The following is a 20,819-nucleotide window of genomic DNA, read 5'->3' as shown; positions in this document are numbered from 1 at the left end:
CGGTTCGTGAAGTCCGAGGCTAGGCGCCGTACTTGATCTGCAGCGCGATGCCGATGATCGACACCAGCCAGATGCCGGTGATGAAGTAGGTCAGCCGGTCGAGGTTCTTCTCGACCACGGTGGAGCCCGACAGGCTGGACTGCACACCGCCGCCGAACAGCGTCGACAGACCGCCACCCTTGGCCCGGTGGAGCAACACCAGCAACACAACCAACACACTGGTGATGATCAACGTGATCTGCAGGGCCAAAATCATGAGCCACAGCTTACCGGGTGGAGCGCCGTCACCCGGCCGCGGTCCGCCGTCGCGTCGTCGCCGTCACCACAATTGCGTTGCTGATTCGGCCGCAGCGGGCGCGGCGACGGCGCACCATGGACAGATCAACATCCACTACTCGGCCTGTTTGGAGGCCAACATGTCCGTCGTGAAACTTGCTTCAGCCACTTTGCTGGCTGCCGCATTGGCCGTCACCACGGCCCCGGTGTCGATCGCCGCGCCCAGCGACGACACCTGGGACATCGAGGCGTACGACAACTGCATGAAGAAGACCGTCCGGAATGCCGATCTGTGCTGCATCGAGTCCGGCGGCATCCCTGGCATGGATCCGGAGACAGGCTGCCACGCACCGCCCGCCAAGGCGGCGGACGCCCCGTTGACCACCACGAGCCGACCACTGCCCGGAGGAATCAACAGGGGCAACCTGCCCACCATGGTGCTGGAGCCGGCGAACTAGCCCGTCAGGGCAGCGGACCGCCTGCGGCGATCGCCGACAGCGTCGCGAACTGCTCGCCGTCGAGTGACGCACCCCCGACGAGTGCGCCGTCGATGTCGGGCTTCGCCACCAGCTCGCCGACGTTCTTGGCGTTGACGGAGCCGCCGTAGAGCACACGCACGGTCGCGGCGATCTCGGGCGAGGCCAGCTCGGCCAGCGTCGAGCGGACCGCGGCGCACACCTCCTGCGCGTCGGCGGCGCTGGCGACCCGGCCGGTGCCGATGGCCCAGACGGGTTCGTAGGCGATCACGACCTGGCTGATCTGCTCGGACGACAGCCCGGCCAGCGAGCCCTGCAGCTGAGCGGTGCAGTGCTCGACGTGATTACCGGCCTCGCGGATGTCGAGCCCCTCACCGATACACACGATCGGGCTCAGGCCGTGCTTGAGCGCGGCCTTGGCCTTGGCGGCCACCAGGGCATCGTCCTCGTGGTGGTAGATCCGGCGCTCGGAGTGCCCGACGACGACGAACGTGCAGCCCAGCTTGGCCAGGAACGCGCCACTGATCTCACCGGTGTAGGCACCGGAGTCGTGTTGGGACACGTCCTGCGCACCGTAGGTGAGCAGGAGCTTGTCGCCGTCGACCAGCGTCTGCACACTGCGCAGATCGGTGAACGGCGGCAGGACGGTGACGTCGACCTTGGCGAAGTACTTGTCCGGCAAGGCGAATGCGATCTTCTGCACCAGCGCGATGGCCTCGAAGTGGTTGAGGTTCATCTTCCAGTTGCCGGCGATGAGCGGCTTGCGTGCCATGTTCTACGACCCCAGCACTTCGATGCCCGGGAGGGTCTTGCCCTCGAGGTACTCCAGCGACGCGCCGCCACCGGTCGAGATGTGCGAGAAGCCGTCCTCGGCCAGTTCGAGCTGGCGCACCGCGGCAGCCGAATCGCCGCCGCCGACGACGCTGAACGCGCCCTTGGACGTTGCGGTGATGATGGCCTCGGCGACGCCCCGGGTGCCGTCGGCGAAGGCCGGGAACTCGAAGACGCCCATCGGGCCGTTCCAGAACACGGTCTTGGCGTTGGACAGCAGCGCGGTGAAGCGCTTGACCGACTCCGGGCCGATGTCCAGGCCCATCTTGCCGTCCGGGATGCGGTCCGAAGCCACGGTCTCCGGTTCGGCGTCGGCGGCGAACTTGTCGGCCACCACGATGTCGACGGGGAGGTGGATGACGTCGGCGTAGGTGTCCAGCAGCCGCTTACAGGTGTCGATCATCTCCTCCTGCAGCAGCGAGGTACCGACCGAAAGCCCTTGGGCTGCAAGGAAGGTGAAGCACATGCCGCCGCCGATGACGATGCTGTCGGCCTTGGTGGCGAGGTTCTCGATGACGGCGAGCTTGTCGGACACCTTGGAGCCGCCGAGCACGACGGCATAGGGCCGTTCGGTCGAGCTGGTCAGCTGCTCGAGCACCTTGACCTCGGTGGCCACCAGCGTGCCGGCGTAGTGCGGCAGGATGTTCGCGACGTCGTACACCGAGGCCTGCTTGCGGTGCACGACGCCGAAGCCGTCGGAGACGAATGCGCCGGGCGAGCCGTCGGGACCCTCGACCAGAGCCGCCAGCTCGCGGGCCAGGGCCGCGCGCTCGGCATCGTCCTTGCTGGTCTCGCGCGGGTCGAACCGGATGTTCTCCAGTAGCAGCACGTCGCCGTCGGTCAGACCCTCGGCGCGGGCGAGCGCATCGGTGCCGACAACGTCACCGGCGAGCTGGACGTGCCGGCCCAGCTTCTCCCCCAGCGCGGCGGCGACCGGCGCGAGCGAGAACTTGGCGTCCGGTCCGCCCTTGGGCCGGCCCAGGTGCGCGGTGATGACGACCTTGGCGCCGGCATCGGCCAGCGCGGCCAGCGTCGGGACCGACGCGATGATCCGGCCCGGGTCGGTGATGTTGCCGTTCTCGTCGAGCGGGACGTTCAGGTCGGAGCGGACCAGGACGCCCCGCCCCTCTACGCCTTCGGCCAACAGCTCATCGAGGGTCTTGATGCTCATACCTGTCTTTCTCTTACGTGCCGTCTACAGCGACTTGCCGACCAGCGCGGCCAGATCGGCGATGCGGTTGGAGTAGCCCCATTCGTTGTCATACCAGGACACGACCTTGGCTTGGTTGTCGATGACCTTGGTCAGTCCCGCATCGAACAGCGAACTGTGCGGGTCGGTGACGATATCGGACGACACGATCGGCGCGTCGTAGTACTTCAAAATCCCCTTGAGCGGCCCCTCGGCCGCGGCCGCCATCGCGGCGTTGATCTCCGCCGCCGACGCGGACTTGCCGAGCTCGGCGGTCAGGTCGGTGACCGAGCCGGTGGGCACCGGCACCCGCAGCGCATACCCGTCGAGCTTGCCCTTGAGTTCGGGCAGCACCAGGCCGATGGCCTTGGCCGCGCCGGTGGAGGTCGGCACGATGTTGATCGCCGCCGCGCGGGCCCGGCGCAGATCCTTGTGCGGCCCGTCCTGCAGGTTCTGATCCTGGGTGTAGGCGTGGATCGTGGTCATCAGGCCGCGCACGATCCCGAACTCGTCGTTCAAGACCTTGGCGATCGGGCCCAGACAGTTCGTGGTGCACGAGGCATTCGAGATGATGTCCTGACTGCCGTCGTACTTGTCGTCGTTGACCCCCATCACGATGGTGATGTCCTCACCGGTCGCCGGCGCGGAGATGATGACCTTCTTGGCCCCCGCCTCCAGGTGGCCGCGGGCCTTGGCGGCGTCGGTGAAGATACCGGTGGACTCGACCACGATGTCCACACCCAGATCGCCCCACGGCAACGCCGCCGGGCCGTCCTTGACCGCCAGGGCCTTGATCTTGGTCTCACCCACGATCAGCGTGTCGCCATCAGCGCGGACGTCATAGGGCAACCGGCCCAGGATCGAATCGAACTTCAACAGATGCGCCAACGCATCGGTCGAGGTCAGGTCATTGACCGCCACGATCTCCAGATCGGCGTTCTTACCCCCCGCTTTTTGCGCATCCAGGGCCCGGAAAAAGTTACGCCCGATACGCCCGAAACCATTGACGCCGATCCGAATAGTCACTGCTGTGCTCCCTCGCCGGTACTCCTGGACAGGTCATGCGGTGAATCCTCAGCCAGCCTAGTGCGGTGAGGAACCTCACGTGCGGTACCGGACCCGCGCCCAGCGAGTCGGAGATGTCCTACCGTCCCGAGCTCAGTTGAGCCTTCGCGGAAGCAGCCGGTACCGGGTCCGTTCCGGATCGGCCTGGAACCAGTCGAGTGTCCCGCGGATGCCGTCGTCCCAGCCTGTGGCCGTCAGGCCGGTGAGTTCACGAAACTTGCTGTCGTCCAAGACAAATGGCCGTTCGAATTGGTAGAGCAACTCGCCGCCTTCGCGGACCAGCGGAACGAAGGGACTCAGTAGTCGAACCGTTCTCGCCGTCATGCGCCCGACACCGGGCGTGGTACCGGCCTGCCGCCCGGCGATGGCAATCAAGGCGCGTCCGGTGGTCGGCGCGGCGACCGGAACGTGGAACACCTCGCCCCCGACACCGGCTCGCTGCCCGAGATCGGCCAGCGCCCTGCCGAAATCGCCGATGTAGGTCGGGGTTATCGGCATGTCCGGGTCCCCCGGCCACACGGCACGCCGCCCTGTGAGTGCGGCGGCGAAGACGTTGGACGCAACGAGCGACACCACCCGCGGACCGTAGAGCTCACCGGCGCGACCGATGACCGTCTCGGTCTGCCCCCGCATGTGCGCCGCGGAAATCATTTCGGCGACCAGCGCGCGCAGGGCCCCCTTGTAGGCCACCGGGCGGATCGGCGAGTCTTCCCGCATCGGGCCGTCGACCTTGCCGTACATCCAGGTGTCGTCCGCGTACACCAACCGGGCCCCGACGTAACCGGCCGCACTGATGAGCGACGTCGCCATGTCCACATATGTGGGCAGCCACGCGTCCATGGGCGGCAGCGCGCAGTGGTAAATGGCGTCGGCGCCACCGCAGACCTCGATCATCTGCCCGGTGTCCGTCGCGTCGGCCGCGATCGCTTGGACTCCCGGCGGCGCGCCGCGCCCACTCCGGCTGACGGCCCGCACGGTGTGGCCCGCCGCCGATAGTTCGGTGCACACCACCGAGCCGGCGGCTCCATTTGCTCCTACGACAACGTGAATACCCATGTCCTCATCCTCTACTTTTGTAGAGGATAGTACTCTACAAAAGTAGAGAGGAGACGCGCGTGATTGAAGATCGTCGTACGGTCGTGGCTGAGGCCGCCATCGCCGCGCTCGCGACCAGGGGTGCGCGCGGCCTGACGCATCGGGCGGTTGATCAGCTGGCCGGCCTGCCCGAAGGCTCGACGTCGTACTACTTCCGCACCCGCTCCGCCCTGCTCCAGGCGTGCGCGGAGCACCTCGTCGCCCGGACGCAGCGCGAGCTGGGACCGGCGCTCGAAGAACGTGCCCAGCTCACCCTTCAGGAACTCGCCGCGCTCGCCGCGCAAGCCGTCTGCGCCTGGACGGCGGAGGGTGGGCTGCTTGTGCTCGCCCGTCACGAGTTGCTCCTGGAATCCGCCAGGCAGCCCGAAATACACCAGACGTTGACTGCAGCCAGCGGCTATCTACAGAAGTGGCTGGAGGACCGGATCGCCGAACTCGGCCTACCGGCGGCGCCCGCGCGTGCCGCCGAACTCATCGCCTGCCTCGACGGCATAGCCCTGGCGGCCGCGGTGGCGGGGCAACCAGACGGGGACGCTGTGGGCCGCAGCGTCACTCGAGTGGTGAACGGGCTACTGACCGAACCGTAGCGGCTAGGCGTCGTCGAGCAGGTCCGGGGTGACGGCCGACTCGGTGTCCGGAATACCTTCCAGCTTGGCCTTCCGGTCGGCCATCGACAGCAGGCGCCGAATCCGGCCTGCGACAGCATCTTTCGTCATCGGCGGGTCGGCCAGCCGGCCCAGCTCCTCGAGCGACGCCTGCCGGTGCTCGACACGCAACCGACCCGCGGCCGAAAGGTGGTCGGGCACCGTATCGCCGAGGATGTCGAGCGCCCGCTCGACGCGTGCCGCGGCCGCGACGGCCGCCCGCGCCGACCGACGCAGGTTCGCGTCGTCGAAGTTGGCCAGCCGGTTGGCGGTGGCGCGCACCTCGCGGCGCATCCGCCGCTCTTCCCAATTGAGCCGGGTGTCCTGGGCGCCCATCCGGGTCAGCAACGCACCGATGGCCTCGCCGTCGCGCACCACCACGCGGTCGCTGCCGCGGACCTCGCGTGCCTTGGCGCTGACCCCGAGCCGGCGGGCCGCACCGACCAACGCCAGCGCCGCCTCCGGTCCGGGGCAACTGACCTCCAGCGCCGACGACCGTCCGGGCTCGGTCAGCGAACCGTGCGCGAGGAACGCGCCGCGCCACGCCGCCTCGGCGTCGCCGACGCTGCCGCCGACCACCTGGGCCGGCAGGCCACGCACGGGCCGGCCGCGCAGATCGAGCAGGCCGGTCTGACGCGCCAGTGCCTCACCGTCCTGCGCGACGCGCACCACGTACCGCGTGCTCTTGCGGATGCCGCTGGCCGACAGCACGTGCACGACGGCGTTGTATCCGTACAGGTCGTAGATGTCCTTGCGCAGGCGCCGGGCGATGCTGCCCAGGTCGACCTCGGCCTCGACGACGACGCGTCCGGCCACGATGTGCAGGCCGCCGGCGAAGCGCAGCAGCGACGCCACCTCGGCCCGGCGTGCGGTCACCGAGTTGACGACCAGCCGGCTCAGCTCGTCCTTCACTTCCGACGTCATCGCCACGAATCGTCACCTCTTGGTCCTTCAGGGGCCGGCTGCTGACGGAATCCGTCGGCCGACCGAGCGGCGGGAGTGGGTGGCTCGTATGCGGGCCGGGCCGGTGCGCTGCCATTGAGACGCACCCGCTCGAGCGCTGCCGCAAGCCGTGCCGGGTCATGCAAAGGTGTACCAGGTCGGGATACGTCAGCAAACTCGACCTGAGCCTCGAGAAACGAGGCCGCCCGGCGCAGTTGGTCGCGTTCCCGTTCACTGGGGACACTCGCCGCGTCGACGATGATGTCGTGCACCGTCAGGCCCGGGGCGTGCTGCGACAGCACGTGCACGTGCCGTTCGGCGGAGAACCCGGCGGTCTCCCCCGGTTCGGCGGCGAGGTTGAGCACCAGGGCCCGGCGCGCCGACGTCGCCTGCAGGGCAGCCAGCAGCTGGGGCACCAGCACATGCGGGATCACACTGCTGAACCACGAGCCCGGACCGAGCACCACCAGGTCGGCCGACATGATGGCGTCGACGGCCTGCCGGGTGGCCGGCGGATCGCCGGGCAGCAGCCGGACCCGCCGCACCTTGCCCGGTGTGGTGGCGACCGCGACCTGACCGCGGATCACGCGGCTCATCCGCGGATCGGCCTCGAGCCCGGACACGTCGGCCTCGATCTGCAACGCGACGGGACACATCGGCAGCACGCGGCCCTTGACCCCCAGGATCCGGCCCAGCTCGTCGAGCGCCGCGACCGGGTCGGCGAGCACCTCGTTGAGGCCGGCGAGCAGGAGGTTGCCGATCGGGTGACCGGCCAGCGCGCCGCTGCCGTTGAAGCGGTGCTGGATGATGGTGGCCCACAACTGCCCGTGCGGACTGTCAGATGCCAAGGCCGCCAACGCCATTCGCAGGTCACCCGGGGGCACGATGTCCAGTTCGGAACGCAGCCGGCCCGACGACCCGCCGTCATCGGCGACGGTGACGACGGCGGTGACGTGCGGCGTCAGCCGACGGGCCGCGGACAGCGTCGCGTACAGGCCGTGCCCGCCGCCGAGCGCGACGATGCGCGCGGGAGCCCGATCCTCCGTCATTCGCGCCCCAGATCCCGGTGCAGCACGCGCACGGTCAGGTGGTCACCGCCACGTAGCCGGTTGGCCAGCGCCTCGGCGATCGCCACACTGCGATGCTTGCCGCCGGTGCAGCCGATGGCCACGGTCATGTAGCGCTTCCCCTCCCTGCGATAGCCGTCGATCACAACCCCCAGCAGCCGATGGTAGGTGTCCAGGAACTCGGCGGCGCCCTCTTGTCCCAGCACGTAGTCCCGAACCGCCGGATGCTGCCCGGTATGGGGCCGCAACTCGTCGACCCAATGCGGATTCGGCAGGAACCGGACATCCATCACGGTGTCGGCGTCCATCGGCAGACCATATTTATAGCCGAAACTCTCGACGGTCACGCTCGTCCCGGCGACGGCCTCCCCGCTGAAGGCGCGTTCGATGCTGGCCCGCAGCGCCGGCACCGGCAGTGTCGAGGTGTCGATGATCAGATCGGCGGTGGCGCGCACCGACTCCAGCAATCTCCGTTCGGCGGCAATGCCTTCCGCGAGGGTCTGGTTGCCCTGCAGGGGGTGACTGCGCCGGTTCTGCTCGTAGCGGCGCACCAGGATGTCGTCCGACGCCTCCAGGAACAGCACCCGCGGGAAGACGCTGCGAGTCGCCAATTCACGGCGCACAAAATCGAGGTCGCCCGTGAAGCCGCGGGACCGGACGTCCATCACCACGGCCAGCTTGGTGATGCGCGATCCGGCAGCCAGACCCAGCTCGACCATCCGGGTGATCAGCTCCGGGGGCAGGTTGTCGGCGACGTACCAGCCGAGGTCCTCGAGCACCTTGGCGGCGGTGCCGCGCCCGGCGCCGGACAGACCCGTGACCAGAACCACGTCGATCTCACCGGCAGCACCGTCCATCTGATCGTCCGTCACGACTTCGTCCATCCCCCGCTGCTCATCGACTGGTGCTGCGCGCTCACTGCTCTGTCCGATCATTGCCGATAACCGTCGGCGCCGCCCCAGAATCCGGCTGGGAATCGGACCGCAGCGCATCCACCACCGCCTGCGCCGTCGCCGCCCCGATGCCCGGCACCGCGGTCAGTTCGTCGACGCCGGCCTCCTTCAACCGTGCCACCGAACCGAAGTGGGTGACCAATGCCTTGCGCCGATGTTCACCCAGGCCGGGGATCGCGTCGAGCACCGACGCCGTCATCCGCTTCGACCGTTTGCTGCGGTGATAGCTGATGGCGAACCGGTGGGCTTCGTCACGCACGCGCTGCAGCAGATACAGGCCCTCGCTGTTGCGCGGCATGATCAGCGGGTCCGGCTGCTCGGGAACCCACACCTCTTCCAGGCGTTTGGCCAGCCCGATGACCGCCACATCGGTGACGCCCAATTCGTCGAGCACCGCGGCCGCCGCGTTCACCTGCGGCGCACCGCCGTCGACCACGAACAGGTTGGGTGGATACGCGAATCGCTTTGGCCGTACCGGGGTTTCGGTGGCGTCGGTCACGTCTGCGTTCTCCAGCACCTGGGTGTCGGCGACGTGGCGCGCGAAGCGCCGGCGAGTGACCTCGGCGATGGACGCGACGTCGTCGGACCGGCCGCCACCCGCGGCCTCACGAATCGCGTAGTGCCGGTAGTCGGACTTGCGCGGCAGGCCATCCTCGAACACCACCAGCGAGGCCACCACATCGGTGCCCTGCACGTGACTGATGTCGACGCACTCGATGCGCAGTGGCGCATCGTCGAGCTCCAGCGAATCCTGGATGCTCTGCAGCGCTTCGGATCTGGCGTTGAAGTCGCCGGCCCGCTTGAGCTTGTGCTGCGCCAGCGCGTCCTTCGCGTTGCGCTGCACCGTGTCCGCCAGCGCACGCTTGTCGCCGCGCTGCGCCACCCGCAGCTGCACGCGCGAACCCCGCAGCCCGGACAACCAGACGGCGAGTTCGTCGGCGTTGTCCGGAAGTACCGGCACCAGAACCTCTTTGGGCACCGGATTGGTGGTCTCATCGGCCGGCCCGGCGCCGCGCAGTTCGGCCTGATCGCCGTAGAACTGCGTGAGGAACTGGCTCACCAGATAGTCCTCGCCGGACTCCCCCGGTTCGCCGGACTTCTCGATGACCCAGCCACGCTGACCCCGGACCCGGCCACCGCGGACGTGGAACACCTGCACGGCGGCTTCCAGGTCGTCATCGGCGAAGGCCACCACGTCGGCGTCGGTGCCGTCACCGAGCACCACGGCCTGCTTCTCCAGCGCCCGCTTGAGTGCCGAGATGTTGTCCCGCAGCCGCGCCGCCCGCTCGAACTCCAGTTCCTCGGCGGCCTCGGCCATCTGCTGTTCCATGTCCCGCGCCAGTCGGTCGGTCTTACCGGCCAGGAAGTCGCAGAAGTCGTCGACGATCTTGCGGTGCTCGGCGGCGGTCACCCGCCCGACGCACGGCGCCGAGCACTTGTCGATGTAGCCCAGCAGACAGGGCCGACCGATCTGGTTGTGCCGCTTGAACACTCCGTTCGAGCAGGTGCGCGCCGGGAACACCCGGGTGAGCAGATCCAGCGTCTCGCGGATGGCCCAGGCGTGCGAGTACGGGCCGAAGTACCGCACGCCCTTGCGCCGCGGGCCGCGGTAGACGAACAGCCGCGGATACTCCTCGTTGAGGGTCACCGCCAGCACGGGGTACGACTTGTCGTCGCGGTAGCGGATGTTGAATCGCGGATCGAATTCCTTGATCCAGTTGTACTCCAGTTGCAGCGCTTCGACTTCGGTCGTGACGACCGTCCACTCGACGCTGCCGGCCGTGGTGACCATCTGCCGGGTTCGCGGCGCGAGTGCCGACAGGTCGGCGAAATACGAGTTCAGCCGGCTGCGCAGGCTCTTGGCCTTGCCGACATAGATGACCCGACCGTGCGGATCCCGGAACCGGTACACCCCCGGTTCCAACGGGATGGTTCCCGGCGCAGGCCGGTACGTCGATGGATCAGGCACTGTTACAGGTTAGTTCGACGGGCTGACAGCATCGATGAGCTCGCAGAACGCCGCGGCCTTGGCCACGTAGTTCGCGTACAGGTCGTAGCTCGCCGCGCCCGGCGACAGCAGCACGGCCGTCACCCCCGGCACGGCGGCCGCGACCTGCACCGCCGCCTGCAGACTGTCCACCGGGTGCACCGACGCGGGCTGCGCCGCGGCGAAGCGGCGACCGATCGCGGTGCCGTTGGTCGGTCCCTGGATGAGGTGAACGTCACGTGCGCCCGAGAGCAGATAGTCGTCGATCTGGTCGTAGTCGAGCTGACGGTCCATGCCGCCGACGATGAGCGCCACCCGGTCGTCGGGCCGCATCGAGCGCAGCGCGGCGACGACGCTCTCCCCGGTGGTGGCCAGGGTGTCGTCGATCCAGCGCACTCCCCCGGTGCGGCGCACGACCTGCAGCCGGTGCGGCAGCGCCTCGAATGTCGTTACCGCGCCGAGGAATTCGTCCTCGGTGACCGGCCGGCCGAGCACCTCGGCGGCCGCGACGGCCGCCAGTGCGCCGTTGACGACGTTGTGTTCGTAGGCCATGACGTAATCCCCCTCGGGACGCGTCACGTCCGCCGCGTCGACGGTGCGCACCACCGGTGGCGGCGCGATACCCAGTCGCTCGAGAGCCGCCAGCACCTGCGGCGTGGTGATCAGCACCTCGCCGCCGTGGCTGAAGATGTTGGCCTTCGCGCCGTGGTAGGCGTCGATGTCGCCGTGCCAGTCCAGGTGGTCCTCGAAGAGGTTGGTGATCACCGAGATCCGCGGTGACGCAGTCACCAGCGCGCACTGCTGGCTGGACAGCTCGGCGACGACGACGGCGTCCGGCGCCGGCGCCAGGTCCGACAGCGGGGTGCCGATGTTTCCCGCCACCACGGCATCGGCGCCGAGCCGCCGCAGCAGGTGCGACAGGAACGACGCCGTCGTGCTCTTGCCCTTGGTCCCGGTGACGCCGACGGTCTGTGCCGCGTAGCGGTGCAGGTACCAGTCGGCGGCGCTCGACAAGGTGGCGCCTGCGGCGCGCAGCTCGGCGAAAAACGGCTGATGCCAGGGTATCCCGGGGCTGAGGAACACCACGTCACAGTCCGCCAGTCGGGTCAGGTGTTCGGCGCCGCGCCACAGGCTCAGGTTGGCGATGTCGGTCGGCGCGTCCAGGGTGCCGCGGCCGGCGTCGTCGACGGCGTCGATCCGCGCCGCGCCCTCGGCCGCCGCGGTCCGGGCCAGCGACTGGCCCTCCTTGCCGAAGCCCCAGATGCCGACGGCGACACCGGCGAGCTGCGGACGTTGTGACGTCACGGCCGGTCGTCCAGGGCGGCGCGGTAGCGCTCGGGTACGTACTGCACTGCCGGGCTGTCGTCGTGGTCGGCGGCGACGCGCTCCAGATCGGCTCGCGCACTGCGGAACTGCTCGACCAGCGGCAGGCCGGCCCAGGCCTCGTCGTCGAGGATGGTCAGCATCGACTCGGCGGCCTCGTAGTACTCACCGACGCACTCGAACGGCTTGTGCGCGCCGACCCCGAGGATGTCCTCGAACTCGGCCCGGCTGTCGGTGTCCTCGAACAGGTTTCGCCCGAAGATCGCCTCGACCTCGTCGCGGCCCAGCCGCGGCGCCATCAGCACGAAGACGAACTGACACTTCGGGCAATGCCCGCACCAGGTGGCGCCGCGGCGGCCGGCATCGAGCGCGAACGGCCGGTTACAGCTGATGAACGCGCGGAAGTACTGCGGACTGGCCGCGAACCGGTCGGCGATCTGCGACTCCGAGAGGCCACGCAACAGCGAGAAATACCGGTCGGGGTTCAGCCCGTACGCGGCGAGGGTGTCGCGCAACAGCGTCTCGTAGGTGACGCTCTTGGACCACTGGTGGTTGATGTCCTGGCCCATCCACTCGACGTTGCCGACGTTGGACGAGCGCTCGTTGGACAGCACCACCGGACCGAGGCCCCTGGCGTCGGCCACGATCAAGCCGATGATGCTGTTGATCGCGGTGACCGGGATGTGCCCGTTGTAGGCGCCGGCCGCGTTGACGTCGATGAGGGTGCGGTCGATGGTCCGCATCACGCGCACGTGCGGCAGCCCGCTGATCTCGACGCACCGGTCGATCGGGTCGAACCTGTTGACGTTGAACAACACCGGCTGCAGCGGGGCGAGGGCCTCGATGGTCACCACCGAGTCCTTGCCGCCGCCGACCGGCACCAGCGGCGGCGCGTCGGCGTTCCAGGTGTCCGGCTGCTGTTCAGCGATCTCGGCGCGGTCGCCGGTGAGTTCCGGGCTCAACGCACCCGGCAGGTTGTTGCGGTAGGCGTACTCGCCGAGCCCGCCGGCGAGTACCTGACGCAGATACTCCCGCTCGAAATCGTAAGTCGGGAAAGCGATTTCGATCTGCGGTGGCGCGGCCGCCTTGTAGTAGCTCAGCGCGCAGGTCAGCGTCAGCAGCCGCAGCAGCCGATCGTCGGGCCGGCCACCGCCCAGGGTGTCGCCGAAGTCGACGGTCTCGGCGAAGCTGACGTCATCGGCGGAGTCGGCCCCGCACATGGTGTAGCGCCCGTGGAACACGCCGTCCTCGATGTCGTAGCCGTCGATGCGGAACGACTTGTAGGACTGTGGGACAAAGGGTTTGGTCACAGCTGCTCCAGGAACGGCGGGTAGGAGGAATCAATTCCGGCGGCATGGTCGCCGAGTTGTGCGACGGGGTGCGTGCGGTACTGCGGTGAGATCCACCAGGCGCGCAGCACCTGGTCGGCGGGCACGGCGGCGCGCCGCACGACGGGTCGCACCACACCGCAGGCCTGCAATTGCTCGAGGATCGAGACGGGTTCGGTGTTCTCGACGCCCACCAGTTCGGCGCCGATGTCGAGGACCAGCGCGCCGGCCACGGCGGGCGTGACGTCGGGGCCGGGCCCGATGCCGTCCACGCAGCCCTGGTCGGCCAACCGGCGCAGCAACAGGTCCACGGTGCCCAGACTGGTGGTCCGGGCCGCCATCTGCAGCCACTGCGCGTCGGTCGCCGCCGGTGGGGTCCAGTCGCTGTCGCGCCGGCCGATCCGGACCGGCTCGGGTTCGTACAGCTGCGAGGGTGTGCCGGTCACCGCGCACCGGCCACCGTCGGTGATCGTGACGGTCACGGCCACCAGCTGCCCCTCGAACCGGGCCACCGCGGCACCCAGATCGGCCTCGGACGGCATGGTCAGCCCGAAATAGTCCGCGGGCTCGGCGAGGTGGTGCCACAGCCACGCGGTGTCGACGGTCCGGCCCTGGTAGATCGGCACGGTCACCGTCGGGTACGCACCAAGGCGGCCGACCAGTTCGGCGGGTGCGATCGCCACGACGTCAGGCGGCGGCGAAGGCATGCGAAAATCGGTCACTATCAGCAAATTCTATCCCATGGGAGGGAGCACCCAGGTGGGGGTGATCCGGCTCACCGAAGCCGACTGGCGGGTGTTCGCGGCGCTGCGGCTGCGCGCGCTGGCCGATTCCGCGGGAACCGACGATGCCGAATACCGCACCGAGATGAGCTTCACCGGGACACAGTGGCGGCGCCGGCTGCGCGCGCATGCCCAGTTCGCCGTGGCGCACGAGGACCGGCTGGTAGGCCTGATCGCGGCGCATCGATCCAGCCCGAGCTCGGTGTACCTCTACTCGCTGTGGACCGATCCGGTCGCGCGCGGCCACGGGGTGGCGCGCACGCTGCTGACCGCGGCCATCGACTGGGGCCGCGGCCTGGGCGCCCACACCGTGACACTGCGGGTACACCGCGACAACACCGCCGCGCTCGGCGTCTACCGCGCCTTCGGCTTCGTCGCCACGGCCGACCCGGCCGAGGGATCCGAAAACCCCGGCCCGGCAGACGAACTCACGATGTCTTTGACGCTGAGCTGAGATCGGGCCGGTATTTCGCGACCAGCTCCCGAAGGCGGTCCATCGCGTCGACGGCCCGGGCCTTGTCGACGGTCTGGATGGCCATGATCGGGACGTACTCATCGTCGGGCAGATCAACCCGGGCCCAGCGGGCGCCCAGCGGGAACGACACCCCGACGATGTCGGACCAGGCAATGGTCTTGTCGCTCAGGACGTTACGGACGACGATGCCGGCCGGTCCGACCCGCAGCCGGGACCGCGTGGGCAGCAGCACCGCACCGGCCAGGATGATGCCGAGCAGCGCCATCGACACCTGGTCGGCGGTCTGGAAGATCACCCCGGTGGCACCGATTTTCAGCAGCGCACCGACCGTGACGTGCACGGCGATGATGACGGCCGCCGCGGCGTAGGCAACGTACTTCACGCGATGCGGCCGGACCTCGAGGTCCCAGCTGCCGGTTTCCCTGGTCATCGGCACGGTCATCGACGCAGATCGCGCAGGGTGATCGCGGTGGCGAGCGCGGCCGAGGCGGCCTGCTCGCCCTTGTCCTCCGCCGAACCCGGCAGACCGGCACGGTCGATGGCCTGCTCCTCGGTGTTGACCGTCAGCACGCCGTTGGCGACCGGTGTCGACTCGTCTAGCGACACCCGGGTCAGACCCTGCGTGACAGCGTCACACACGTAGTCGAAATGCGGTGTGCCGCCCCGGATCACCACGCCCAGCGCGATGACGGCGTCGTGGTTCTTGGCCAATTCCTGTGCCACGACCGGGATTTCGATGGCACCGAGCACCCGGACCACGGTCGGTTCGGCGATCCCCGATGCGGTGGCCACCCGGCGGGCGCCGTCGAGCAACGCGTCACAGATGGTGGTGTGCCAGGTGCTGGCGACGATGGCGAGTTTGATCCCGGACGCGTCGAGCTCCGGCATGTCCGGAACACCGACACCACTCATTTACCTTCTCCGTCTGTTGCGTCACCGGCGAAATCGTCGAGGCCGATGAGGTCGTGGCCCATCCGGTCCCGCTTGGTCATCAGGTACCGGATGTTGTCGGCGTTGGGGCCGATGGGCAGCGGGACGCGCTCGATGATGTGCAGTCCGTAGCCGTCGAGGCCGACGCGCTTGGCCGGGTTGTTGGTCAGCAGCCGCATGGAGCGGATACCGAGGTCGACCAGGATCTGTGCCCCGATGCCGTAGTCGCGGGCATCGGCGGGCAGGCCGAGCTCGAGGTTGGCGTCGACGGTGTCGGCGCCGGCGTCCTGCAGCTGGTAGGCCTGCAGCTTGTGCAACAGCCCGATACCGCGGCCCTCATGTCCGCGCATGTACAGCACCACGCCTCGGCCCTCGTTGGCCACCATCTCCATGGCAGCGTCGAGCTGGGGCCCGCAATCGCAGCGCCGCGAGCCGAACACGTCACCGGTGAGGCACTCGGAGTGCACCCGCACCAGTACGTCGTCACCGTTTTCCGGGGACACGTCGCCGCGCACCAGCGCCACGTGCTCGACATCTTCGTACATGCTGGTGTAGCCGACGGCCCGGAACTCACCGTGCCGGGTCGGAATCCGGGCCTCGGCGACGCGCTCGATGTGCTTCTCGTGCTTACGGCGCCACTCGATCAGATCGGCGATCGAGATCAGCGCCAGATCGTGGTCATCGGCGAAGACGCGCAGCTCGTCGGTCTGGGCCATGGAGCCCTCGTCCTTCTGGCTGACGATCTCGCAGATCGCGCCGGCGGGCTGCAATCCGGCCAGCCGGGCCAGATCGACGGCGGCCTCGGTGTGACCGGGACGGCGGAGCACGCCGCCGTCCTTGGCGCGCAACGGAACTACGTGCCCGGGTTTGGTGAAATCATCGGCGACGGCATCCGGATCAGCCAGGGCCTGCATGGTCTTGGCCCGGTCGGAAGCCGAAATGCCGGTTCCCACACCCTTTTTCGCGTCCACCGTGACGGTGTAGGCGGTGCCGTGCTTGTCCTGGTTCACCGCGTACATCGGCAGCAGGCCCAGCTTGTCGCAGATCGCGCCGTCGAGCGGCACACACAGGTAGCCGGAGGTGTAGCGGACCATGAAGGCCACCAGTTCCGGCGTCGCCTTCTCCGCGGCGAAGATCAGATCGCCCTCGTTCTCGCGATCTTCGTCGTCAATGACGACGACAGCCTTGCCCGCCGCGATATCGGCAATCGCCCGCTCGACGGAATCAAGCCTCGTCATCTCCACCACCCTTGCCGTGGCCACATCAGGGCCATGTTGATCACCTACCAGTATGAACCACTGGTACAGGCCGACTTACTCCCGCTCGTCCGCTCAGCGGACGCAGCGTGACCGGGACTACTGCGCCGGGGTGAGCAGCCGCTCGACGTATTTGGCGATGACGTCGACTTCCAGGTTCACCGTGGTGCCGACCGGGGCGCGGCCCAGCGTCGTCAGCTGCAACGTCGTTGGAATCAGAGAGATCTCGAACCAGTCGCCCTGCTCGTCACGGCCCAGGCCGGACACCGTCAGCGATACCCCGTCGACGGTGATCGAGCCCTTCTCGACCACGTACCGGGCCAGCTGCGGCGGCAGCGCGATGCGCACGACCTCCCAGTGTTCGGACGGTGTGCGCGACAACACAGTGCCGGTGCCGTCCACATGGCCCTGCACGATGTGCCCGCCCAGCCGGCTGTTGAGCGCCGCGGCGCGCTCCAGATTGACCCGGCCGCCGACCTCGACGCCGGCGAGGCTGGACCGGTTGAGGGTCTCGGCCATCACGTCGGCGGAGAACGCGCCGTCGGGCAGCACGTCGACGACCGTCAGGCAGACTCCGTTCACCGCGATCGAGTCACCGTGCCCGGCATCGGTGGTGACCAACGGGCCGCGGATGACGAACCGCGCCGCGTCGGCCAGTTGGTCCTTGCTGACGATCTCGCCGAGCTCTTCGACAATGCCGGTGAACATGGGGCCAAGCTTAAAGCTGCTTCTCGCCGAAGTAATGAGCCACCGGGTTGCCGTTGAAATTGGCGATCGGCCGGTATCCGTCGGACTCGTACAACCGCTGGGCATACGGCTGCCGGGCCCCGGTGTCGAGCCTGGCAACCGCGTATCCGAGCCCGCGGGCGGCGTCCTCCAAGGCCCGCAACAGGATTCGGGCCAGGCCGTGCCCGCGCGCCTCGGGCGCGACGTACATCCGCTTGATCTCGCAGGCACCTTCGGGCAGCCGCTTGAGACCGCCGCCGCAGACGGGCCGGCCGTCGCGGTATCCGGCCAGGTAGACGCCGTGCGGCGGGCCGAGTTCGGCCGGGCCGGCCTTCGGCATGTCGGGTGCGTTCAGATCGAGTCCGCCGCGCACGTCGGCATACAGCTCGGCCATCTCGGCCTCCATCGCGCTGACCAGTGCCGCACCGTCCCCGACATCGATCGGAACCGCCCGAAATTCGAGTTCAGCAACCATGGTTGTGGTTCTACCGGCCGATCGAGGCAACTTGTTAGTCGGGCGCACCTATTACGATGCAGGACATGCAGACGCGCAAACGCTCCGCCATGCTTGTTTCCCTACTCTCCACCGTGATGGCCGGGGTGCTCCTGGTCTCCGGATGCTCGAAGTCCGAGGCCCCCTCGGCGCCGCTGCCGGACGCCGCGGCGCTGCTCAAGCAGTCCGCCGACACCACCCGCGGCCAGCAGAGCGTGCACCTGGTCCTGACCGTCAACGGCAAGATCGCCAAGCTGACGGTCACCAAGCTGACCGGCGACATGACGCTGACCCCGGCCGTCGCCGGCCAGGGCAAGGCCAACCTGTCGGTGGGCGGCATGGGCGTCCAGGACGCGCCGTTCGTCGTCTACGACAACCACCTGTACGCATCGCTGTCGTCCGGTGGCCCGCTGTCCGACTTCGGCCCCGCCGACGCCATCTACGACATCTCGGCGATCTTGCGCCCGGAGACCGGCCTGGCCAACATCCTGGACAACTTCACCGATGCCAAGGCCGTGGGCCGCGAGGACATCAACGGTGTGAAGACCGTCAAGGTCACCGGTACCGTCAGCGCCGAGGCCGTCAACAAGATCGCCCCGCAGCTGAAGGTCACGTCCGCGCTGCCGGGCACCGCCTGGATCGAAGAGGGCGGCAACCACCAGCTGGCACAGGCGCAGCTGGAGACCAGCCCGGGCAACAACCTGCAGATGACGCTGACCGACTGGGGTAAGCCGGTCACCGTCAACAAGCCCGACGTTCAGTAATGGCCGGGGGTAGCAACCGCCACGTCGCCATAGCCGCAGGCAGTCTCGCGGTCCTGCTCGGCGCGCTCGACACTTATGTCGTCGTGACGATCATGACCGACATGATGAAGGACCCGCCGGACGGGATCGGCATCCCGATCAACAAGATCCAGCAGGTCACGCCCGTGGTCACGTGGTACCTGCTGGGCTACATCGCGGCGATGCCACTGCTGGGCCGGGCCTCCGACCGCTTCGGCCGCAAGCTGGTGCTCCAGGCGAGCCTGGCGCTGTTCGCCGTCGGCTCGATCGTCACCGCGATGGCCGGCATGTTCGCCCCGGCGAACGAGATGGTCGAGCCGCTGATCCAGCTGATCGTCGGCCGGACCATTCAGGGCGTCGCCAGTGGCGCGCTGCTGCCGGTGACGCTCGCCCTGGCCGCCGATCTGTGGGCCGCACGCAACCGCGCCGGCGTGCTGGGCGGTATCGGCGCCGCGCAGGAGCTGGGCAGCGTGCTCGGCCCGCTGTACGGCGTGGCCGTGGTCTGGGTGCTGCACGACTGGCGCGACGTCTTCTGGATCAACGTGCCACTGACGCTCGCGGCCATGGTGATGATCCACCTCAGCCTGCCGTCGCGCGCCGAGACCGAGACGCCGGAGAAGATCGACGTCCTCGGCGGCGTCCTGCTGGCCGTCGCGCTGGGACTGGCGACGTGGGGTCTGTACAACCCCAACCCGGACGGCAAGCAGGTGCTCCCGGAAAACGGCCCGCCGTTGCTGATCGCTGCCGCGGTCGTCGCGGTCGCGTTCTTCGCGTGGGAGAAGTTCGCCCGCACCAAGCTGATCGATCCGGTGGGCGTGCACTTCCGGCCGTTCCTGGCGGGCCTGGCGTCGTCGCTGTGCGCTGGCGCGGCGCTGATGGTCACGCTGGTGAACGTCGAGCTGTTCAGCCGCGGTGTGCTCGGCATCGACCAGGCCCACGCGATCTTCAAGCTGGCATGGTTCCTGGGCGCGCTGCCCGTGGGCGCCCTGATCGGCGGCTGGGTCGCGACGCGCGTCGGCGACCGGATCGTCGCCTTCGTCGGTCTGCTCATCGCGGCGGGCGCGTACCTGCTGGTGTCGCACTGGGACATGGATGTGCTCTCGGCCAGCCACGACCTCGTGGTGGTCTCGCTGCCGACGCTGCCGACCGACCTGATCATCGCGGGCCTGGGCCTCGGTCTGGTCATCGGACCGCTGACGTCGGCCACGCTGCGGGTGGTCCCGACGGCCCAGCACGGCATCGCCTCGGCCGCGGTCGTCGTGTCCCGCATGATCGGCATGCTCATCGGTATGGCGGCACTGACCGCGTACGGCCTGTACAAGGTGCAGCAGGCGCTGGCCTCGATGCCGCCGGTGAAGGGCGGCAGCCTTGCCGAGGCCGCAGAGCAGATCACGCGGAATACCAGGACCGCTTACACCATGCAGTACAGCTCGATCTTCCTGATCACCGCCATCGTGTGTGTGGTGGGCGCGCTGGCCGGTCTGCTGATCGCCGGCCGCCACGAGCAGGCCGAGGAGCCCGAAAACGCTCCCGAGGTTGATCCCGCGCCGGTGGCATAGGCCGTAACGACAACGGAGCCGCAAAGTCGATCGACTCTGCGGCTCCGTTGTTTCTGGCCTCGTCAGCGGTAGCGGTTCAGCACCGCTCGATGCCCGGGCGCATCAGCACCACATTGGCCGGGATGTACGCCGGGGTCGGCGCGGGCGCGGGCTCCGGGTGGGACCCGTTCGCGTGGGCCGCGAGGCGCACCAGCGCCACGTCCACGGCCTCGTCGAACTCTTCGACGACACTCAGCACCGCCCGTAGGGGCCGGCGGAACATCATGTCCTTGATGCCATCGTCACCCGGACGGAAGCTGAGCCAGTCCTGCAGTGCAGTCATGCTCGTATCCTTTGCTCGTGATCACCTTCGCTCTAACAACATCGGTGAGCGCGATATTTCAGCCGGATCCAGGTGATCCGGTGTCTGTCCTCAATTTTACGGATGCGCAATCGGGGCTTCCTGCACGAATGCGGCGGCGTTGATCTCGAACTGATAACGATTAGCAAAACTAAAGATGGGCCGCGGTGAGCCCAATCACATTGGGCGCCACGCTGAATCGCACATCTCAGCCGCTCGCGGGAATCAGATCGGGTGTATCGGCCGGCCACTTTCGCAGCCGAACCGCCTCGGGCCGCTGCAAAAAGTTCGCTGGAAGCT

General features: G+C 68.4%; 23 protein-coding genes. 5 read left to right on the top strand and 18 right to left on the bottom strand.

Translation table 11 applies throughout. The features are described 5' to 3' along the window. Positions 1-19: 19 nt before the first annotated feature. Complete coding sequence (gene secG / locus ACJH6I_RS02285) at positions 20-256, bottom strand: preprotein translocase subunit SecG (RefSeq protein ID WP_029105032.1); 237 nt, start codon at positions 254-256, stop codon at positions 20-22. Between the two features lie 169 nt (positions 257-425). Between secG and ACJH6I_RS02280 the strand changes: the two genes are divergently transcribed. Further along, complete coding sequence (locus ACJH6I_RS02280) at positions 426-734, top strand: hypothetical protein (RefSeq protein ID WP_138249162.1); 309 nt, start codon at positions 426-428, stop codon at positions 732-734. A 4-nt stretch (positions 735-738) separates the two neighbouring features. Here the strand turns inward: ACJH6I_RS02280 and tpiA are convergent, their stop codons facing one another. The 4 genes from tpiA to ACJH6I_RS02260 all read right to left on the bottom strand — a co-directional run bounded on the left by tpiA (position 739) and on the right by ACJH6I_RS02260 (position 4,893). Then, on the bottom strand, positions 739-1,524 hold the full coding sequence (gene tpiA, locus ACJH6I_RS02275; RefSeq protein ID WP_406783661.1) for a triose-phosphate isomerase: 786 nt from the start codon (positions 1,522-1,524) through the stop codon (positions 739-741). Positions 1,525-1,527: 3 nt separating this feature from the next. Further along, complete coding sequence (locus ACJH6I_RS02270; protein ID WP_406783660.1) at positions 1,528-2,754, bottom strand: phosphoglycerate kinase; 1,227 nt, start codon at positions 2,752-2,754, stop codon at positions 1,528-1,530. 24 nt (positions 2,755-2,778) lie between these two features. Further along, the gene (gene gap, locus ACJH6I_RS02265; protein ID WP_406783659.1) at positions 2,779-3,798 is read right to left on the bottom strand and encodes a type I glyceraldehyde-3-phosphate dehydrogenase; all 1,020 of its coding nucleotides are present in this window, start codon (positions 3,796-3,798) and stop codon (positions 2,779-2,781) included. A gap of 132 nt (positions 3,799-3,930) precedes the next feature. Beyond that, on the bottom strand, positions 3,931-4,893 hold the full coding sequence (locus ACJH6I_RS02260; RefSeq protein WP_406783658.1) for an NAD-dependent epimerase/dehydratase family protein: 963 nt from the start codon (positions 4,891-4,893) through the stop codon (positions 3,931-3,933). A gap of 59 nt (positions 4,894-4,952) precedes the next feature. Between ACJH6I_RS02260 and ACJH6I_RS02255 the strand changes: the two genes are divergently transcribed. After that, positions 4,953-5,519, top strand: coding sequence for a TetR/AcrR family transcriptional regulator (locus ACJH6I_RS02255; protein WP_406783657.1), 567 nt, complete (start codon positions 4,953-4,955; stop codon positions 5,517-5,519). Positions 5,520-5,522: 3 nt separating this feature from the next. Here ACJH6I_RS02255 and whiA read toward each other — a convergent pair whose 3' ends face one another. From whiA to ACJH6I_RS02220, 7 genes are read right to left on the bottom strand one after another with little or no spacing between them, the layout of a single operon-like run. Then, positions 5,523-6,500, bottom strand: a complete 978-nt coding sequence (gene whiA / locus ACJH6I_RS02250) for a DNA-binding protein WhiA (protein WP_029105256.1) — start codon at positions 6,498-6,500, stop codon at positions 5,523-5,525. Beyond that, on the bottom strand, positions 6,497-7,567 hold the full coding sequence (gene yvcK, locus ACJH6I_RS02245; RefSeq protein ID WP_406783656.1) for a uridine diphosphate-N-acetylglucosamine-binding protein YvcK: 1,071 nt from the start codon (positions 7,565-7,567) through the stop codon (positions 6,497-6,499). The genes whiA and yvcK overlap by 4 nt, the downstream gene beginning before the upstream one ends. Then, complete coding sequence (gene rapZ / locus ACJH6I_RS02240; protein ID WP_064985626.1) at positions 7,564-8,469, bottom strand: RNase adapter RapZ; 906 nt, start codon at positions 8,467-8,469, stop codon at positions 7,564-7,566. The genes yvcK and rapZ overlap by 4 nt, the downstream gene beginning before the upstream one ends. 31 nt (positions 8,470-8,500) lie before the next feature. Continuing rightward, positions 8,501-10,507, bottom strand: a complete 2,007-nt coding sequence (uvrC, locus tag ACJH6I_RS02235) for an excinuclease ABC subunit UvrC (protein ID WP_267325430.1) — start codon at positions 10,505-10,507, stop codon at positions 8,501-8,503. 9 nt (positions 10,508-10,516) lie between these two features. After that, complete coding sequence (murD, locus tag ACJH6I_RS02230; protein WP_406783655.1) at positions 10,517-11,830, bottom strand: UDP-N-acetylmuramoyl-L-alanine--D-glutamate ligase; 1,314 nt, start codon at positions 11,828-11,830, stop codon at positions 10,517-10,519. Next, positions 11,827-13,158: a hypothetical protein gene (locus ACJH6I_RS02225; RefSeq protein ID WP_406783654.1), complete on the bottom strand. Its 1,332-nt coding sequence runs from the start codon at positions 13,156-13,158 to the stop codon at positions 11,827-11,829. Before ACJH6I_RS02225 ends, murD begins: the two co-directional genes overlap by 4 nt. Further along, the gene (locus ACJH6I_RS02220; protein WP_406783653.1) at positions 13,155-13,898 is read right to left on the bottom strand and encodes a hypothetical protein; all 744 of its coding nucleotides are present in this window, start codon (positions 13,896-13,898) and stop codon (positions 13,155-13,157) included. The genes ACJH6I_RS02225 and ACJH6I_RS02220 overlap by 4 nt, the downstream gene beginning before the upstream one ends. Before the next feature lie 19 nt (positions 13,899-13,917). Between ACJH6I_RS02220 and ACJH6I_RS02215 the strand changes: the two genes are divergently transcribed. After that, a complete protein-coding gene (locus tag ACJH6I_RS02215) occupies positions 13,918-14,412 on the top strand; it encodes an N-acetyltransferase family protein (RefSeq protein WP_406783652.1) in 495 nt (164 codons plus the stop codon). Here ACJH6I_RS02215 and ACJH6I_RS02210 read toward each other — a convergent pair. The 5 genes from ACJH6I_RS02210 to ACJH6I_RS02190 form a co-directional block, all read right to left on the bottom strand. After that, a complete protein-coding gene (locus ACJH6I_RS02210; RefSeq protein WP_406783651.1) occupies positions 14,387-14,875 on the bottom strand; it encodes a PH domain-containing protein in 489 nt (162 codons plus the stop codon). The genes ACJH6I_RS02215 and ACJH6I_RS02210 overlap by 26 nt on opposite strands. Then, the gene (ribH, locus tag ACJH6I_RS02205) at positions 14,872-15,345 is read right to left on the bottom strand and encodes a 6,7-dimethyl-8-ribityllumazine synthase (protein WP_061000957.1); all 474 of its coding nucleotides are present in this window, start codon (positions 15,343-15,345) and stop codon (positions 14,872-14,874) included. Before ribH ends, ACJH6I_RS02210 begins: the two co-directional genes overlap by 4 nt. Further along, complete coding sequence (locus tag ACJH6I_RS02200) at positions 15,342-16,601, bottom strand: bifunctional 3,4-dihydroxy-2-butanone-4-phosphate synthase/GTP cyclohydrolase II (protein ID WP_029105258.1); 1,260 nt, start codon at positions 16,599-16,601, stop codon at positions 15,342-15,344. The genes ribH and ACJH6I_RS02200 overlap by 4 nt, the downstream gene beginning before the upstream one ends. A 117-nt stretch (positions 16,602-16,718) precedes the next feature. Further along, on the bottom strand, positions 16,719-17,327 hold the full coding sequence (locus ACJH6I_RS02195) for a riboflavin synthase (RefSeq protein WP_061000959.1): 609 nt from the start codon (positions 17,325-17,327) through the stop codon (positions 16,719-16,721). A 10-nt stretch (positions 17,328-17,337) separates the two neighbouring features. After that, positions 17,338-17,820, bottom strand: coding sequence for a GNAT family N-acetyltransferase (locus tag ACJH6I_RS02190; protein ID WP_406783650.1), 483 nt, complete (start codon positions 17,818-17,820; stop codon positions 17,338-17,340). Between the two features lie 65 nt (positions 17,821-17,885). On the opposite strand from ACJH6I_RS02190, the gene ACJH6I_RS02185 reads away from it, so the two are divergent. Both ACJH6I_RS02185 and ACJH6I_RS02180 read left to right on the top strand, forming a co-directional pair. Continuing rightward, complete coding sequence (locus tag ACJH6I_RS02185; protein ID WP_061010808.1) at positions 17,886-18,602, top strand: LppX_LprAFG lipoprotein; 717 nt, start codon at positions 17,886-17,888, stop codon at positions 18,600-18,602. Continuing rightward, a complete protein-coding gene (locus tag ACJH6I_RS02180; protein WP_406783649.1) occupies positions 18,602-20,179 on the top strand; it encodes an MFS transporter in 1,578 nt (525 codons plus the stop codon). Before ACJH6I_RS02185 ends, ACJH6I_RS02180 begins: the two co-directional genes overlap by 1 nt. Positions 20,180-20,255: 76 nt before the next feature. Here the strand turns inward: ACJH6I_RS02180 and ACJH6I_RS02175 are convergent, their stop codons facing one another. Continuing rightward, positions 20,256-20,501, bottom strand: coding sequence for a hypothetical protein (locus ACJH6I_RS02175; RefSeq protein WP_061000964.1), 246 nt, complete (start codon positions 20,499-20,501; stop codon positions 20,256-20,258). Positions 20,502-20,819: the final 318 nt, after the last annotated feature.

The organism is Mycobacterium sp. SMC-13 (assembly GCF_045311035.1).
GTDB lineage: Bacteria > Actinomycetota > Actinomycetes > Mycobacteriales > Mycobacteriaceae > Mycobacterium.
The sequence above is the reverse complement of the archived record's forward strand: the minus strand, read 5'-3'. Positions and strand labels throughout refer to the sequence as shown.

Bases quoted from the DNA above. Each gene is read 5' to 3' on its own strand.
- secG (WP_029105032.1), bottom strand. From the start codon at position 256: ATGATTTTGGCCCTGCAGATCACGTTGATCATCACCAGTGTGTTGGTT.
- tpiA (WP_406783661.1), bottom strand. From the start codon at position 1,524: ATGGCACGCAAGCCGCTCATCGCCGGCAACTGGAAGATGAACCTCAAC.
- ACJH6I_RS02270 (WP_406783660.1), bottom strand. From the start codon at position 2,754: ATGAGCATCAAGACCCTCGATGAGCTGTTGGCCGAAGGCGTAGAGGGG.
- ACJH6I_RS02260 (WP_406783658.1), bottom strand. From the start codon at position 4,893: ATGGGTATTCACGTTGTCGTAGGAGCAAATGGAGCCGCCGGCTCGGTG.
- whiA (WP_029105256.1), bottom strand. From the start codon at position 6,500: ATGACGTCGGAAGTGAAGGACGAGCTGAGCCGGCTGGTCGTCAACTCG.
- yvcK (WP_406783656.1), bottom strand. From the start codon at position 7,567: ATGACGGAGGATCGGGCTCCCGCGCGCATCGTCGCGCTCGGCGGCGGG.
- rapZ (WP_064985626.1), bottom strand. From the start codon at position 8,469: ATGGACGAAGTCGTGACGGACGATCAGATGGACGGTGCTGCCGGTGAG.
- ACJH6I_RS02215 (WP_406783652.1), top strand. From the start codon at position 13,918: ATGGGAGGGAGCACCCAGGTGGGGGTGATCCGGCTCACCGAAGCCGAC.
- ACJH6I_RS02210 (WP_406783651.1), bottom strand. From the start codon at position 14,875: ATGACCGTGCCGATGACCAGGGAAACCGGCAGCTGGGACCTCGAGGTC.
- ribH (WP_061000957.1), bottom strand. From the start codon at position 15,345: ATGAGTGGTGTCGGTGTTCCGGACATGCCGGAGCTCGACGCGTCCGGG.
- ACJH6I_RS02200 (WP_029105258.1), bottom strand. From the start codon at position 16,601: ATGACGAGGCTTGATTCCGTCGAGCGGGCGATTGCCGATATCGCGGCG.
- ACJH6I_RS02195 (WP_061000959.1), bottom strand. From the start codon at position 17,327: ATGTTCACCGGCATTGTCGAAGAGCTCGGCGAGATCGTCAGCAAGGAC.
- ACJH6I_RS02190 (WP_406783650.1), bottom strand. From the start codon at position 17,820: ATGGTTGCTGAACTCGAATTTCGGGCGGTTCCGATCGATGTCGGGGAC.
- ACJH6I_RS02185 (WP_061010808.1), top strand. From the start codon at position 17,886: ATGCAGACGCGCAAACGCTCCGCCATGCTTGTTTCCCTACTCTCCACC.
- ACJH6I_RS02180 (WP_406783649.1), top strand. From the start codon at position 18,602: ATGGCCGGGGGTAGCAACCGCCACGTCGCCATAGCCGCAGGCAGTCTC.
- ACJH6I_RS02175 (WP_061000964.1), bottom strand. From the start codon at position 20,501: ATGACTGCACTGCAGGACTGGCTCAGCTTCCGTCCGGGTGACGATGGC.